The organism is Pseudomonas sp. HPB0071 (genome assembly GCF_000478505.2).
Taxonomy (GTDB): Bacteria; Pseudomonadota; Gammaproteobacteria; order Pseudomonadales; family Pseudomonadaceae; genus Chryseomonas; species Chryseomonas luteola.
In genome coordinates this window covers 2,903,603-2,920,274 of record NZ_KI517367.1, presented here as the reverse complement: position 1 = coordinate 2,920,274, position 16,672 = coordinate 2,903,603, and the positions used below count along the sequence as shown (strand labels likewise).

The 16,672-nt window shown below is 57.8% G+C and carries 11 protein-coding genes; 2 read left to right on the top strand and 9 right to left on the bottom strand.

Annotated features, from left to right (window positions below):
• Positions 1–3: 3 nt before the first annotated feature.
• The 6 genes from selB to fdnG all read right to left on the bottom strand — a co-directional run bounded on the left by selB (position 4) and on the right by fdnG (position 9,228).
• The gene (gene selB / locus HMPREF1487_RS13625; RefSeq protein ID WP_010797240.1) at positions 4–1,929 is read right to left on the bottom strand and encodes a selenocysteine-specific translation elongation factor; all 1,926 of its coding nucleotides are present in this window, start codon (positions 1,927–1,929) and stop codon (positions 4–6) included.
• Complete coding sequence (gene selA / locus HMPREF1487_RS13620; protein WP_010797239.1) at positions 1,926–3,338, bottom strand: L-seryl-tRNA(Sec) selenium transferase; 1,413 nt, start codon at positions 3,336–3,338, stop codon at positions 1,926–1,928. Before selA ends, selB begins: the two co-directional genes overlap by 4 nt.
• 150 nt (positions 3,339–3,488) lie before the next feature.
• The gene (gene fdhE, locus HMPREF1487_RS13615; protein WP_037030776.1) at positions 3,489–4,415 is read right to left on the bottom strand and encodes a formate dehydrogenase accessory protein FdhE; all 927 of its coding nucleotides are present in this window, start codon (positions 4,413–4,415) and stop codon (positions 3,489–3,491) included.
• Positions 4,416–4,543: 128 nt separating this feature from the next.
• Entirely contained in the window at positions 4,544–5,167 is a 624-nt protein-coding gene (locus HMPREF1487_RS13610; protein ID WP_010797237.1) for a formate dehydrogenase subunit gamma, read from the bottom strand.
• 47 nt (positions 5,168–5,214) lie between these two features.
• Positions 5,215–6,153, bottom strand: coding sequence for a formate dehydrogenase subunit beta (fdxH, locus tag HMPREF1487_RS13605; protein WP_010797236.1), 939 nt, complete (start codon positions 6,151–6,153; stop codon positions 5,215–5,217).
• Positions 6,154–9,228 carry a formate dehydrogenase-N subunit alpha gene (gene fdnG / locus HMPREF1487_RS13600; RefSeq protein WP_139272269.1) on the bottom strand — a complete coding sequence of 1,025 codons (3,075 nt, stop codon included), beginning with the start codon at positions 9,226–9,228 and terminating at the stop codon, positions 6,154–6,156. It abuts the gene before it with no gap.
• 482 nt (positions 9,229–9,710) lie between these two features.
• Here fdnG and HMPREF1487_RS13590 point away from each other — a divergent pair, with 482 nt between their 5' ends.
• The gene (locus tag HMPREF1487_RS13590; RefSeq protein WP_037030775.1) at positions 9,711–11,195 is read left to right on the top strand and encodes a SulP family inorganic anion transporter; all 1,485 of its coding nucleotides are present in this window, start codon (positions 9,711–9,713) and stop codon (positions 11,193–11,195) included.
• Positions 11,196–11,232: 37 nt separating this feature from the next.
• Positions 11,233–12,081, top strand: a complete 849-nt coding sequence (locus tag HMPREF1487_RS13585; RefSeq protein ID WP_010797232.1) for a universal stress protein — start codon at positions 11,233–11,235, stop codon at positions 12,079–12,081.
• On the opposite strand, the gene HMPREF1487_RS13580 is transcribed toward HMPREF1487_RS13585, so the two are convergent.
• From HMPREF1487_RS13580 to HMPREF1487_RS13570, 3 genes are all read right to left on the bottom strand, one after another.
• The gene (locus tag HMPREF1487_RS13580; protein ID WP_010797231.1) at positions 12,064–12,480 is read right to left on the bottom strand and encodes a VOC family protein; all 417 of its coding nucleotides are present in this window, start codon (positions 12,478–12,480) and stop codon (positions 12,064–12,066) included. The genes HMPREF1487_RS13585 and HMPREF1487_RS13580 overlap by 18 nt on opposite strands.
• 48 nt (positions 12,481–12,528) lie before the next feature.
• Positions 12,529–13,839 carry an MFS transporter gene (locus tag HMPREF1487_RS13575; protein WP_010797230.1) on the bottom strand — a complete coding sequence of 437 codons (1,311 nt, stop codon included), beginning with the start codon at positions 13,837–13,839 and terminating at the stop codon, positions 12,529–12,531.
• 185 nt (positions 13,840–14,024) lie between these two features.
• Positions 14,025–16,559, bottom strand: coding sequence for a sulfite reductase flavoprotein subunit alpha (locus HMPREF1487_RS13570; protein ID WP_010797228.1), 2,535 nt, complete (start codon positions 16,557–16,559; stop codon positions 14,025–14,027).
• Positions 16,560–16,672 lie beyond the last annotated feature (113 nt).

The following is a 16,672-nucleotide window of genomic DNA, read 5'->3' as shown; positions in this document are numbered from 1 at the left end:
CAATCAACTCGCTTGTTCGACCTGAGCAGCCAGTGCGCTGTCTGGGCGGATCTTGCGCTCATCACCCATACGGCGAGTCAGACCGATCCGGTCGAAGAATTCGAGTATCTGGATTGTGCGCTTACGTCCGATCCCCAGACCATCCCTAAACGCGGCTGCACGAATGATCCCCTCTTCGCGCTCAAGACGCAACGTCAATCGTACCAAATGGTTTATCGTATTTTCAGGATAGAAGAGATCCTTGACGATCTGCTGCAGCTGTCCCAGGCGTGCCAGCTTGCGTAGCAGATGACGAACCCCTGCTTCGTCCTCACCAATTTCCCGGGCCAGATCACGTACCCAGGGGGGATCAAAGCGGCCTGCTTCGAGAAGAGGCCAGAGCTTTTCTTTCAGCGCCTCTTCGGCCTCGGTCAGACGAACCCGATGGCCCGGCAGGTGCAGCCACGGCCCGCTCGCCTCGATCTGGCTGGACGCCATCAGGCTTTCCAACAACGCAATGAACACAGGCCGGTCCAGTTGCGGCAAGGCAAAACGACGTAATCGATCACGATCAGGCCCTAGCTCATCGGGCTGTTCGACATGAAAGGTTCCGAGCCGCTCTAACAGCGTAGACTGCAAGTGCTGCCAGCGGGTCGCATCGAACAGACGGATACCCTGTCGGGTAGCAACTTCCATGACATGTTCAGGCAGTTGCCAGCGCGCCCTCGGTCGATTGAACTGGCGCTCCAGCACGGCAGGCGCTACGCCATTGTCCGCCTGTTTGAGCAACTCCGGCAGTGCGTCTTCAAAGGAGCCCTGACGCAATGCCTCAAGCTGTGCCAGACGTGTGGGAGTACGCCGATTGCGGGCAGGCCCGAAAGGATCCAGCACACGTCCACCGCCAATGGTTCGCTGCGCGGATTGATCCCGCAGCACCAGATGGTCACCATGAGCAGCCTGTTGTAGCGGCGAGTTGAGCACCAGCTGCGCCAGTGTGCGCCCACCAGGCGTCAATACACCCTCATCCTCCAACAGCGCCACCCGACCGGTCAGATTCTGGGCGCCCAGATGCACATGGACAGGGGTCCAGTGGGCCAGCGCTTTACCTTCGCTGCCAAGCAGGTGCAAATCAATATCGACACGGGTAGACGGCGCGTGGAGGGCTTCATCGAGCAGCCAATCGCCTCGCCGGATCTGTTCGACATTGAGCCGTTCACCCGCCAGGTTTACTGCCACCCGCTGCCCTGCGTGGGCAATCTGGGCCTCTCGATTTTGCGCATGCAGGCCACGCACACGCACGCGACGCCCCAGCGTGCCCAATAACAACTCATCGCCGACGGCAACACGACCGTCGAAAGCCGTTCCCGTGACCACCACCCCGGCACCCGAGACGCTGAAGACACGGTCGACTGCAAGCCTGAAATACCCTTGGTCGCTGCGGGCCAGTGCCTGTTCAGCCTGATCCAGAAGCGCTGCACGCAGTGCCTCGATACCCACTCCCGTCTGGCTGGAGACCGGAAATACCGGAGCCCCGGCAAGCGGGCCGTCTGCTAACAGTGCATCAATTTCTTCCCGTACCGCGTTAACACGCGCAGCCTCAACCCGATCCGTTTTGGTCATGGCGACCATCGCACGGCGTATGCCCAGCAATTCAACAATGGCCAGATGTTCGCGTGTTTGTGGCATCACACCGTCATCGGCAGCCACGACCAGTAACACCAGATCAATTCCACTGGCCCCGGCCAGCATGTTATGAACAAACCGCTCGTGGCCAGGAACATCGATAAACCCGGTCAGCTCTCCATTCCCCAGATCCGAGTAAACGTACCCCAGGTCAATGGTGATGCCTCGCTCCTTTTCCTCACGGCGACGATCGCCCTCCACACCCGTCAGGGCTCGGATGAGGGACGTCTTGCCGTGGTCGATATGGCCCGCTGTTCCAACGATCATGCGTCCCACTCCCCAACCGATAGCGCTCCCAGCTGCCCCAGAAAGCCGGCCTCGTCATCGAGCTGACGCAGATCAAGCCAAAGCGCATCGTCATCGATACGTCCGATCACGGGGATAGGCAGCTGTCGCAAGGCCTCTTCCAGCAGACGCAGCGCACGGCCTCGCAGGCGCTTGGAGCTATTCGGCCGCATGCACAACGCTGCGCTGGGCAGACGAGCCACCGGCTGGGTACCACTGCCGATCATGCCGAGCGTGAGCTCACTCGTTACCTGCCAACGCTCGCCCAGTGCCTGAGATAAAGGACGCATTACCCGCTGAACCTGACTATCAATATCCCCCTGGCCACGGGAGAGTAATCTGAGGCTGGTCAGCTTTTCACCCAAACGATCCGGGTCTCGATAAAGCGCCAACACCGCCTCAAGTGCAGCCAAGGTGATCTTGTCGACTCGCAAAGCACGTTTGAGGGGGTTTTTCTTGATGCGGGCGATCAGGTCCTTATGCCCGACGATAATTCCACACTGCGGACCACCGAGCAGCTTATCGCCGCTAAAGGTCACGATATCAGCGCCATCGCGTAGCGCTTCCTGGACGGTTGGCTCCTTGGGCAATCCCCAACGGGTGAGGTCTACCAGAGAGCCGCTCCCCAAGTCCTCCAGCAAGGGGACTTCATGGGCGCGAGCAATAGAGGACAGTTCGGGAGTTGCCACACTGCTGGTAAACCCTTGAACCGTATAATTGCTGGTATGTACACGCATGAGCAGCCCGGTACGCTCGGTAATGGCGCTCTCGTAATCCTTGGCGTGGGTACGGTTGGTCGTACCGACCTCGATCAGCCTTACATTGGCGCGCGCCATGATGTCCGGAATACGAAAAGCGCCACCGATCTCGATCAACTCGCCACGCGAAATGATGCCTTCCTTGCGAGCGCCAAGACTGTTAAGGGCAAGCAATACGGCGGCGGCATTGTTGTTGACCACCGTCACCGCTTCGGCGCCGGTCAGCTCACGGATCAATCCCGCAATCAGGTCGTCGCGGTCACCGCGCTTGCCGGTATTGAGGTCAAACTCAAGATTGAGCGGGTAGCGAGCAGCTAGGGTCATCGCATCGATGGCCTCTTCAGGCAGCAGCGCACGCCCAAGATTGGTATGGAGAACAGTTCCAGTCAGGTTGAATACGCGTCGGACCTGACGCTGGTTTCGGGCAGCCAATCGCTCCCCGGCCCGGCCTGTCAGAACGGCTTCATCAACATCCGCCTCGCTGATCTGTCCCTGTCGAAAAGGCTCACGCAGCTCATCGAGCAGCTCGCGAAAGGTCTTGAGCAATGCTTCACGACCATAGCGGTCCAGGAGCGATGTCGCAGCGGGATGACGTAACAGACGATCAACAGAAGGCAAACGGACGGCTGTCATGCAGGCCTCATAACAAGAACATGAGCCTGGAGTTTACAACCGGATGCAGCATCGCGCATGCGCACGTAGCAAGACCAACACTTCAGCCCTGTAAAAGAAAGGCTGGCAGAGCCCGCCGCTATGAGCGAAGCGGACTCTGTTTATCAGGAATCAGCCGCCGGGAGCCAGCAGCAGATTAGGGGCCTGACGGTGATAACCTTCCTCATCGAGCCGCATGTCTAGCGCCAAGCTGGCCAGATCGGCTGACACGGCCTCCGCCTCGGTATCATGCTCCAGATACAGCAGCTTGAGGTAGGTTTCGCAGCTGGGACAAGCTTCCGCTCGCAGCGGTGCCTTTTCGGCCAGAACCGCATCGTTTTCCAGCGAAAAGTAACCCAACTCCTTGCTGTTTTCGCACTGGGTGCACTTTACCCGCACGTAATGCCATTCACACGAGCACAGTGAGCAACTCAGGTAGCGAAGACCATTGAGCTTGCCGCGGTGGCGAATCACACCGGCTACCGGAAGCGAGCCACAGGCTGGGCAATGGGTCTGGCTTTTGGATTCACGAAACTTGTCCGTCTCGATCTGAAACAGCCAATTTGTCCAGGCAACCTGTAGCGCTGCGCCCAGGAAAGGCACCAGTGCCGCTGGAACCTGGTCGTACTGCCCGCTGACCAAGGCAATTGCCCACACTTTGCGCTGCCCGGCGTCCGCTGTACGAATCTGCTCAAGCGCTTCCTGTACGGCCGTATTGCCTTCGGGGGCCTGATACACCTTCAGTACGGCGTCTAGAACACCTAGCCACGCCTCTTCGCGGACCAGCGTATCGCAGCTCAGCGGGGGCAGGCCGTGATGCTGGCTCTGCTCAATCCGCTTAGCCTCCAGCGGAAGGTTTTCCAGGTTGTCGAAAACCTGCTGCTGAGCACGGCAGATGCCACTGACAAGCAGCAAGTAATCACGGAGCGGGTTACCGTCCGCCAACTTTTCCAAACGCTCGGCACGGTAGCTGAACGCATTTTTCGGCGGCAGGTTGATGAAGGGAGGCGTTACGGCTGAGGCTTCGATCTGCCCCGGTTCGAGAATCTGACCTGACACGCAGGAAACCTCTTCGGTGATGGGAGCCGCCACAGACCTCCTGGTCCGTGACGGCGACAACCATGCCAGGCATGGCTACACGTTTGACGCCTGTTCATGGCCTGCCAAAACAGGCCATGAAGGGACTTTTACTTCTTGTCTCGCGTGATGTCCTTGTACCAGAGCGAGTGATGCTTCTTGGCCCAGAGGAGGCTGACCTTACCGTGCAGCATGGCACCAATCGAACCCTTGATCCAGATACCGGCATAGATATGCACGATGATCGACAGGATCAACAGGAAAGCTGCAGCCGCATGGGCCAGTGCCGCCAGACGGATACCACCAATCGGGAAGAAATGGCTGAAGTACTCACGCCAGATCACGATCCCGCTGAGCATCAGTACCAGCATGGAAGCCAGCAGTACCCAGAACAACACTTTCTGTCCCGGATTGTACTTGCCGATTTCGGGCAACTTATCTTCCCGGTTGTTCAGCACGTCACCGATCTGCTTGACCCACTGCATATCCCGCTTTTCCAGGATATTGTGATGCCAGAAGCGGATCACGAGTCCCATGAAGAACAGGAACATCGCCACACCCATGAAGGGGTGAAGAATCCGTGTCCACGGTCCGCCGCCGAACAGGTTGGTCAGCCAGAACAGCGCTGGATGGAACAGCGCCAGCCCCGACAGGCCTGCCATGAAGAACAGTATAGCCACCGCCCAGTGATTGGTGCGCTCACTGGCACCGTAACGAACGATCTCTTTTTTCATTTGAAGGCTCCTGGAGCGTCTCCCCCGCCTGCGAGGGAGACGTTATCTCAGCGTTTGGTCGGATCGAACGTCTTCACCGACGTGTCCTGGGACTTTTTCTCCACCTGCTCGGCGGCGGCATCGTGATGCGCCTCATCCTCTTCGTCCGCACGGTTCGGTCCGATACGTACGTAGTGGAAGAAGCCCGCCAGCACCGCAGCGCCCATGGCAAGCAGCGATAACGGCTTGGTGATGCCTTTCCACAGGCTTACCATCGGGCTGATGGCCGGATCGTTCGGCAGGTTGTTGTACAACGCAGGCTGGTCGGCGTGGTGCAACACGTACATGACGTGCGTACCGCCTACACCCGCCGGGTCGTACAGACCGGCGTTCTCGTAACCACGGCTCTTCAGATCGACAATGCGCTCCTCAGCATGGTGCTTCATGTCTTCCTTGGTACCAAATGTAATGGCACCCGTCGGACAGGTCTTCACGCACGCAGGCTCAAGCCCTACGGACACACGGTCGGAACACAGGGTGCACTTGTACGCCTTGTGATCCTTCTGCGAGATCCGCGGAATGTTGAACGGACAACCCGTAATGCAGTAGCCGCAGCCAATGCAATGGTCCTGGTTGAAGTCAACGATACCGTTGGCATGCTGGATGATCGCTCCCGGGCTCGGGCACGCCTTGAGGCAGCCCGGCTCGGCGCAATGCATACAGCCGTCCTTACGGATCAGCCACTCCAGATCGCCGGCCTGGTTCTCATGCTCGGTAAAGCGCATGAGCGTCCAGGTATCAGAGGTCAGGTCGGCCGGGTTGTCGTACGTACCATGGTTGTGCCCCACCTCATCACGCAGCTCGTTCCACTCTGAACACGCCACCTGGCAGGCCTTGCAGCCAATGCACTTAGAGACGTCGATCAGCTTGGCGACCTCCTCCACCTGACGGATGGAGGAAGGCGTGGTCGTCGTCGCGGATTGGGCAACGATTTCTTGAAGTGCCATTTATGCCTTCTCCACGTTGACGAGGAACGATTTCGATTCGGGCGTTTGCGAGTTGCCATCGCCGACGAATGGAACCAGTGTGTTGGTCAGGTAACCGTGACGCGTCAGACCTGAGAAGCCCCAGTGCAACGGAATACCAATCTGGTGCACGGTTTGGCCGTTCACTTCCAATGGCTTGATCCGCTTGGTCACCACCGCGACGGCCACAATGTAACCACGCTTGGAACTCACCCGAACCTTGTCGCCTGCCGCTATGCCCTTCTCCTTCGCCAGCGCTTCGCCGATCTCGACGAACTGCTCGGGCTGGACAATCGCATTCAAACGGCAATGCTTTGTCCAGAAGTGGAAGTGCTCGGTCAGACGGTACGTGGTCGCCGCATACGGGAACTTGTCGGCCTTGCCGAACGACTCCCATACGGAGGGCAGAACACGAGCGGCCGGGTTGCTGATCACTTTGTTGTTCTTCGGATGCATCGGGTTAACCCCGATCGGCGTCTCGAAGGGCTCGTAGTGCTCAGGGAACGGACCTTCGGCCATCTTGTCGACGGCGAAGAAACGCGCCACACCTTCCGGGTTCATGATGAACGGATTCATACCGGCTTCCGGTGCGCTGTCCGGCTTGAAGTCTGGAACGTCAGCGCCGCCCCAGTTCTTGCCGTTCCACCAGACCAGCTTCTTGTCCGGTCCCCATGGCTTACCGCTTGGGTCGGCCGAGGCACGGTTGTACAGAATCCGGCGGTTCATCGGCCACGCCCATGCCCAGCCCAGACTCTGACCGACACCATAGGGATCGCTATTGTCACGGCGCGCCATTTGGTTGCCTTGCTCGGTCCAGCTGCCACAGAAGATCCAGCAGCCCGAAGCCGTTGTACCGTCGTCCTTGAGCTGAGCGAAGCCCGACAGCTGTTGGCCAGCCTTGGCCACTACCGCGCCAGTGGCATCGGTAACGTCCTTGACGGCATAACCGTTGAACTCCTTGGCCAACTCCTCGGGAGACGGCTCGTGCGGAATCTTGTACGGCCAGTACAGGTTCAGGATCGGATCCGGATAGGCACCGCCCTCCGTGCGATACATCTCGCGCAGCTTGAGGAACATTTCCGACATGATGGTCACATCGGTACGCGCCTCACCGGGTGCTTCAGCGCCCTTCCAGTGCCACTGCAGCCAACGGCTACTGTTGACCAGAGAGCCATCTTCTTCAGCGAAGCAGGTCGTGGGCAAACGGAACACTGCGGTCTTGATGCTGGCGGTATCAACGTTGTTGTACTCGCCGGCATTACGCCAGAACTCGGAGGTTTCGGTTGCCAGCGGGTCCATGATGACCAGCCACTTCAACTTGGCAAGCGCAGCCACTACGCGATTCTTGTCCGGCAACGATGCGATCGGGTTGAAGCCTTGGCAGAAATAGCCACGGACTTCGCCACGAGACATCATGTCGAACATCTTCATCACGTCATAACCGGCACCCGGTACGTCCAGCTTGGGCAGATAGTCGTAGCACCAGTTGTTTTCAGCGGTCGCCGCATCGCCATACCAGGCCTTCATCAGGCTGACATGGAATTTGCCGTAATTCTGCCAATAGGACATCTGGCCAGGACGAAGCGGTTTGAGCGCACGCTTGGTGATGTAAGCGTTAAAGTCCTGCTCACCATCATTGCCCAGCGTCATGTAGCCCGGCAGAAGGTTCGACAGCAGACCCAGGTCGGTCAGACCCTGGATGTTGGAATGACCGCGCAGTGCGTTCACACCGCCACCCGGCAGACCCACGTTACCCAGCAGCAGCTGAACCATTGCCGCTGTACGGATGATCTGGGCGCCCACAGAGTGCTGCGTCCAACCCAGGGCGTACAGAATGGTCATGGTCTTGCCAGGCTGCGAGGTCTCGGCGATTTCCGCCCAGATCTTCATCATGCGATCCTGCGGCATACCGCAGATATTGCTGGCAACTTCCGGTGTGTAACGGCTGTAGTGCTTCTTCATCAGCTGGAAGACGCAACGCGGGTGTTCCAGGGTCGGATCGACCTTGGCAAAACCATCCGCGCCCTTCTCATAGCTCCAGGTGGACTTGTCGCTATAGGTGCGCTTCTCGGCGTTGTAACCGCTGAACAGACCGTCCTCGAACGTGAAACCTTCGTTCACGATGAAGGAGACGTCAGTGTAGTTACGAACGTATTCGTGCTGAATCTTATCGTTTGTGATCAGGTAATTGATCAGGCCGCCCAGGAACGCAATGTCCGAGCCGGTACGAATCGGCGCGTAATAATCCGATACGGAAGCCGTACGGGTATAACGCGGATCGACCACGATCAGGCGTGCCTTGTTATGGGCCTTCGCTTCAGTCACCCACTTGAAGCCGCACGGATGCGCTTCAGCGGCGTTTCCGCCCATCACCAGAATCAGGTTGGCATTACGAATATCCGTCCAGGTATTCGTCATGGCGCCACGGCCATATGTCGGGGCAAGACTTGCCACCGTCGGGCCGTGTCAAACGCGAGCTTGGTTATCGAAACCGACTAGACCAAGGTTACGAACGACTTTCTGAGTCAGATAACCGGCTTCGTTGGAAGCAGCGGACGCAGCCAGGAAGCCTACGGACGTCCAACGGTTAACCGTCTGGCCCTGAGCATTCTTGGTGATGAAATTGGCGTCACGCTCTTCCTTGACCAGTTTGACGATGCGATCCATCGCCTCTTCCCAGGAGATGCGCTTCCACTCGTTGGAGCCTGCTTCGCGGACCTCGGGGTACTTCAGTCGATTCGGGCTGTGGATGAAGTCCAGCAGACCGGCACCTTTCGGGCACAGCGTACCGCGGTTCACCGGGTGATCCGCATCGCCTTCGATGTGAATGATGTTTTGCGCAACGTTCTTGGCCTTATCGCCATGGCTGTACATAACCAAGCCACAACCCACAGAGCAGTAAGGGCAGGTGTTACGCGTTTCGATGGTGCGCGCCAGTTTGAAATGGCGCACCTGTTCGGCAAAAGCTGGCGTCGGTGCCATGCCTAGTGCCGCCAGGCTAGATCCTGCAAGGCCGATACCCGCGACCTTGAAGAATTGCCGACGGTTCATATCCACGTCTTGACTCCTCATCAGAAGTGAAGTGCGATTCTTCGCCGCACCCCTGAGCAAAATATAACCAATCGAAGCGGTGGCAACTAGCCAGTTATCCGATTATTTTGCTCTTTTGGGAACTTTCGCAGAGCACTTCTGTCAGAGGCGCGCTCCGAAACTTCTGATTTTGTTATCGGCCTAATACAGCAAGTCTTTAATGCTGTCTGCACCTTTTTACATTTTGTGTTAAGGTCGCTCCCTCGTTTATTTCGAAGGCTGAAGACAGGTCTGATGACACTGCTTAACCCTCTTTGCTGGCTGCCTACGCCGCCATAGCGCTTTCCCCTCCTCGCCTGTACCGCTGACGCTGGAAGCACCCGTCAGTGCGGTATTTGCTGCGCGCCTTTCAGGCCCAGCACTTGTCTTTTTTCAACGTGTCATAACCCATGGGCTTCGCATGCCGTCCGCTCGGCGTGCGGGTTTTGGCTTTTGCTTTGGTACCTGCAATGCTGCATACCCTCAAGAATCACTGGCTCTACAATCTGCGCGGCGACATTCTTGCCGGCCTGGTCGTTGCTCTTGCGCTCATCCCAGAGGCCATCGCCTTTTCCATCATTGCTGGCGTCGATCCGAAAGTCGGCCTGTATGCGTCCTTCTGTATCGCGGTGACCATCGCCTTCGCAGGGGGGCGTCCCGGCATGATCTCGGCAGCGACAGGCGCGACTGCCCTGCTCATGACCACCCTCGTGCGCGATCATGGCCTCCAATACCTGCTTGCCGCTACGCTGCTGACTGGCGTTATCCAGATCATCATCGGCTTTCTGAGGTTGGGCTCGCTGATGCGCTTTGTCTCGCGCTCCGTAGTGACCGGCTTCGTTAATGCATTGGCTATCCTGATTTTCATGGCGCAACTGCCTGAACTGACCCATGTCACCTGGCATGTCTATGCCCTGACAGCGGCTGGCTTGGGCATCATTTATCTGTTTCCCTACGTACCCACGCTAGGCAAGTTCATTCCCTCACCACTGGTCTGCATCCTGCTGCTGACGGCCCTCTCGATGTATCTGGGTCTTGATGTACGCACCGTAGGGGACATGGGTGAACTGCCTGACAGCCTGCCGGTATTTCTCCTGCCTGACGTGCCGCTCAACCTGGATACCCTGCTGATCATCCTCCCCTACTCGGCTGCCATTGCCGTGGTAGGCCTGCTGGAGTCCATGATGACTGCCACTATCGTGGATGACCTGACCGATACGTCCAGCGACAAGAACCGTGAATGCAAGGGCCAAGGGCTGGCCAATATTGTTTCGGGCCTTCTGGGCGGAATGGCAGGCTGCGCGATGATCGGCCAGTCAGTTATTAACGTGAAGTCTGGCGGCCGCTCCCGTCTATCCACTCTCGTGGCCGGAGTATTCCTACTGATTCTGGTGGTTTTCATTGGGGATTGGGTCTCGCGCATTCCCATGGCTGCACTGGTTGCCGTCATGATCATGGTCTCTATCGGCACCTTTAGCTGGGACTCCATCCGTAACCTGAAAAAATACCCCCTATCCACCAATATAGTGATGCTGGTCACCGTGGCTGTGGTGGTTTTCACGCATAACCTCGCCTTTGGTGTGCTCACCGGTGTACTGCTGGCTTCGCTGTTTTTTGCCAACAAGGTGGCGTTCTACCTGACGGTAGAGAGCCGACTGGAAAATGGGCAAAAACGGATCTACGACGTAAAAGGGCAGGTTTTCTTCGCATCGACTACTCGTTTCAACGCAGCATTCGACCTGAAGGAAGCGGTTTCCCATGTAGTGATCGACCTGACCCATGCCCACTTCTGGGACATTACAGCGGTTTCGGCACTGGATAACGTCGTTCTCAAGTTCCGTCGGGAAGGTGCGCACGTGGAGGTCATTGGCCTGAACCAGGCTAGTGCTACGCTGGTCGACCGCTTTGGCATCCATGACAAACCGGACGCGGCCAACAAAGTGATGGGCCACTAGATATCGTGTTTTGAATGCTACTGATCGAGGAACAGTAATGAACAGGATCATCGCCTGTATCGATGGCTCCCCTGCAACACGAGGTGTTTGCGATTATGCTGCCTGGGCCAGCCTGAAGCTGGGCACCCCCATACATCTGCTGCATGTGCTTGACCGCAAACATTATCCTGCCGATTCTGACCTGAGTGGCACTATCGGGCTGGGCAGCCGGGAGCACCTGTTGGACGAGTTGGCCAGACTGGATGAGAAACGCAGGGGGCTAGGTCTCAAGCAAGGGCAGCTTCTACTGGAAGCGGCTCAGGAGCATGTTACCAAGCTGGGCGCTCAGGAAACCGATACGCTGCAGCGGCACGGAGACTTTCTCGATACGCTGCGGGATATGCAGGCGCAAAGCGCTCTTTTCGTCATGGGTCGACTGGGCGAGGAAACCCCGCCGGCGCGGCTGATCGGTAGCCATTTAGAAAGCGCAATCCGCACCCTGACCCGTCCGATTCTTGTGACACCGGTAGCGTTTGAGATCCCTCAGCGCGTTATGCTGGGCTTCGATAACAGCAACAGTGCGCGAAAGGCACTCGAGCTTATGGCCGAAAGCCCGCTATTTCGGGGTTTGGAGTGCCATATCGTGACCGTCGGAAAGGATAACGCCGAAAATCGTCAGCCTCTTGAAGATGCAGCCACTATCCTACGCTCTGTGGGTTTGAGCGCTGTGACCGCCATCGTCGAAGGCGATGTAGAGCTTGCGCTTGAGAAGTACCGCAAACAGCAGGAAATTGGCCTGACGGTCATGGGCGCCTACGGACATTCCCGATTACGACACTTCTTCATGGGTAGCAATACCGGCAATATGCTGCGTATGGCCGGCGGCGCCTTACTGGTGGTGCGCTAACGGCAGCCCTTCGGCATGAACAAAGCATAACTTGTTGCCCTCAGGGTCGCGGCAGTACGCGCCATAGTAATCTGGCGCGTACTGTGGTCTTAGCCCCGGAGCGCCTTCATCGGAGCCGCCATGCAACAGCGCCTGACGCCATGCGGCATCCACTTTGGTCTGTGAGGGAGCCGCAAAACTTACCTGCGTTCCGTTACCCACCGAAGCGGGTTTTCCATCAAAGGGAAACTGGATAAAGAACTGCGGCCATCGCTGCCCGGGATACTGCCAGCCAGCACCCTCGGGACCACCGTCTTGCTCGTTGGGCATACGAATCATGCCAAGCTCGCTCAACACAGCGTTGTAAAAGGCCGTCATGCCTGACAGATCGTGAATGCCAAGCTGGATGTGACTGAACATGGGCGCCTCCGTAATCAGGACTTCTTTCAGCCTAGCAGCAGGTTGACCTCAGCGGTTTACCACCTTGGCCGGCAGGGCCAGTACAAGCAGACAGCTGAGCAGCAGCGAACCAGCAAAGCACCAGAGCGCTACGGCGCTGCTATGGGTCAGATCCAGCACAAACCCCATCAGCGAGTTGCTGACCAGACCGGCAATGTTGGCTAGCGAACAGGCCAGGGCAAAGCCGGTCGCAGCCGCCGTCCCCTTGAGAAAGGTGGCCGGCAGGCTGAAAAAGACCGGGACGGCGCCAATGATCGCAGCCGAGGCGATTCCGAACAGCAGCACCAGCATCATGACGTCCTGGGAGAAGAAGGTGCTCATGGACAGCGCCGCAGCCCCTACGATGAACGGCACGATGATGTGCCAGCGGCGCTCCCGAAAACGGTCCGAGCTTGCGCCAATGGCCAGCATACCGATCAGCCCCATGAGGCTTGGAATGGCGGTGAGCCATCCAATATGCACGGTATCGGTTACCCCAGCGCCCTTGATGAAGGTTGGCAGCCAGAATCCCATGGCATAAGCACAAAGCAGGATTGAAAAGTCGATTCCTCCCAGCATCCAGACCTTGATGTCCCAGAATCCGTCGCGAAAACGATAGGGCGTATTGGGTCGATCGGATTCATCTTCCTCAAGCTTCTGCAACAGCACCTGTTTCTGTTCTGCGCTCAGCCAGGCGGCTTCGCTGATGGTGTTGGGCAGCACCCAGAAAGTCAAAATACCCAGAACCACTGTAGGCACGGCTTCCAGCAGAAAGAGCCATTGCCAGCCCTGCAAGCCGTTGACCTGATGGAAATGGCTCATGATCCAACCCGAAATCGGCCCGCCAATCAGGCTCGACAGCGGCAGACCAATCATGAACAGTGCAATGACGCGGCTTCGGCGATAAGTAGGGAACCACTGGGTCAGGTAAAACAGAACACCAGGCAAAAAGCCCGCTTCGGCGGCCCCTAGAAGAAAACGCAGGAGGTAGAACTGCCACGCCTCGGTCACAAACATCGTGGCGCCCGACAATAACCCCCAGGTGATCATGATTCGGGCAATCCAGATACGGGCGCCGACACGCTCCAGCACCAGGTTACTGGGCACCTCGAACAGGATATAGCCGACGAAGAAGAGCCCTGCCCCCAACCCGTAAGCCGTCTCGGAAAGATGCAACTGATCAAGCATTTGCAACTTTGCGAATCCGATGTTGATACGGTCCAGGTAGGCAGCCAGGTAACAGAAACAGAGAAACGGAATGAGTCGCCAGATAACAAGACGGTAAGTCCCTGCCTCGTCAGCAGTGCAATGTTGGGTAGAACCGTGACGTACTTCCGACATACACATCCCTTCTAAGCGAATGCCAGGATCCGAACCATGGCAGACAGAGTGGAAAGCTGCTTCTCAAGGGGCATCACCGCCGCTATGCATGTGCTTTCCCGAGTGGCCGGAGAGCTTATCGATTTACAGGCAAAGCGCAACTGGCCATCTCCCTCCTGCAAATGGGAATGGCCAGAGGCTATCCGTCAATAAACGTCCCGCTTGTAGCGCCCCTCCTCCTGCAACCGCTCCAGGCCCGATTCGCCCAGGATCTCAACCAGGGCGGCATGTACACCTCGCGCCATGCCCTGCAAGCTGCCACAGACGTAAATGACCGCGCCTTGCTCGACCCAGGCTCGGACGTCTTCTGTGGATTCCAGCAAGCGATCCTGAACATATACCTTGTCTTCCTGATCACGGGAAAAAGCCAGATCAAGCCGGGCAAGCTGCCGATGCGCCAGCCAGCGCTCCAATTCTTCCTGGTAGAAGAAATCATGCCCACGATTCCGCTCACCGAAGAGCAGCCAGTTCCGGCTGTGTCCTGCGTCAATGCGCGCCTTGAGCAGTGCCCGTAAGCCGGCTATCCCCGTGCCGTTGCCAATAAAGAGCGCAGGCCGATCGTCATGAGGCATATGGAACGCGGGATTAGGTCTTAGGCGTGCCATCAGGTGCCCACCCTCTGGAGCATGGGTGGTCAGCCAGCCAGACGCGATACCCAACTGCCCACTTCGTTTGCGCTCCTGGCGAATGATCAGTGACATAGTCCCCTCAACGGGCAGGGATGCAATTGAATACTGCCTGACCGCCAAAGGCAGCAGCGCCTCAACCAATCCCTGTGCGTGCATGCCTACCATCTGGTGCACGTCCTCAGGCAGAAAACGTGTTGCCAATGCCTGATCCAACGGCAACTCGATCCCGTCCAGCCATACAAGGGAATCTGGAGAAAGTCCCAATGGACTTAGCCATTCCTGTACGAATGACACAGGATAACGCGGCAGTATTTCGATAAGGTCGCCGGCTGCCCACGAGCAATTTGCCGGCATTTGGAGATCGACCCTGAAGACGGGCCATCCCTGCCCTCTGGGGTTCAAGCACTGACGGGCCGACAGGTGATAATCCTGGAACGGAGCAGTAGCTGGTTGGATATGCGCCACGGCACCCAACTCGCCCAGGCGAGACTGCCATAGACCCAAGGCAACCTCATCGTCCCGGTTTACCTCAACCGTATCGAACAGGCTATGAGCGCCCTGCCCGCTCAGCCAACGCTGCAGACGTCGTCCGAACGCACAGAAATCCGGATATTGCCGATCCCCTAGCGCCAGCACACCGTAGGAGAGCTGCTTCAGGGACACCGCCTGCCGTAATACGGCGCGCTCGAATTTGCGGGCATTATCTGGAGCCTCGCCATCACCAAAGGTGCTGACGATAAATAATGCCTTGCGAGCCGCCGTCAAGGCATCAGAATTGAGCTGAGCCAGCGGCTTTACCGTTGCTGGCTGGCCTGCAGCCTGTAGCTGGCCGGCGGTTTGCCAGGCCAGTTGCTCCGCCAAACCGCTCTGACTGGCAAAGCCGATCAACCAGGGCTCATCCTCTGTTGCCGTAGGTATGACTTCGCGACGAGCCTGGCGAATCCCCTTTTTCTTTCGGCGGCGATCCAGATAGAGCAACCAGCCCGTGATAAAGAACAAGGGCATGGCGAGGCTGGCTAGAAACATTAGCAGCCGCCCCGGCAACCCGAAGTATTCTCCCGTGTGCAGCGCATAGATGCTGCCCAGCAGCTGCCCGCCGATGCTCTTGTCAGCGTAGCGCTCATGGCTGCGGACCGCGCCGGTTTGCGGGTCCAGGTCCAGCTTGTTGAGTGCTCGTAGATGATCGGCATTCTGAAGGCGATAAAAGACTATTGCCGGCTGACCGGCTGCCGAGGGCAGGCGTAAGGTATAACCTTCCAGCGTCGGACCGGCCGCTTGCTGCACGCTTGCCCAAAGGGCCTCATGATTGATGATGGGTGGCACCCCGTTTGGCTGAGGACGTTCCGGCCTGCCGCCTTTGCGCTCGCCTCGCTGCTCGGCAGGCGCATCATCCAACAACCGGATCAGGCCGTTGCGGTACCACTCGTAGGACCAGAAGAGCCCCGTGAGCGCCGCCAGCAGATAGAGCATAAGGCACCAGGTGCCTGCGACAGCATGCAGGTCCCAATTGAAGCTGCGCCCTTTACGGGCCCAATCCAAGGTCAACCAGGCGCGCCAGCTGGCAACCTGTTTAGGCCAGCGAAGATAGAGACCAGACAAACAGAAGAATACGAGCATCAGGGTACAGGCACCCACAATCGCCTTGCCGGTTTCTCCCACAGCAAGAAAACGATGCAATCGCAGCATGAGCCCAAAGAATTCGGCGCCAATCGGTTCACTCAATACCTCACCGGTATAGGCATCGACAAAGCGCATAGGCCCGCGCCGCTCTCCCGGCGGGGGCTCGAGAAATACGCGGACATTACTGTTGAGCACCAGATCGGCCCATAGCCCGGTTACCTTTTTACCCTCGTACGCCTCGACGCGCTTGATAAGCTCATAAGGTGCCAGCGCATTTCCAGCCATTCGCTGCTCTACCGCTGCAGAACGATTGATCAGGTTCGATATCTCCGGCTCGAACGAATACGCAGCGCCGGTCACGCCTATGATGACCAGCACCAGTCCTGCCGTGATGCCCATAAACCAATGCAGCTGGAAGAGAAGCTTTTTCATTTAAATCACTCGATCCACGAGCCATTCAAAACCAGAGCGCGTGTGCCATATGCGCCTGACAAGTAAGAGATATCCATACAAAAAGCCCGGCTCACAGGAGCCGGGCCATGCAC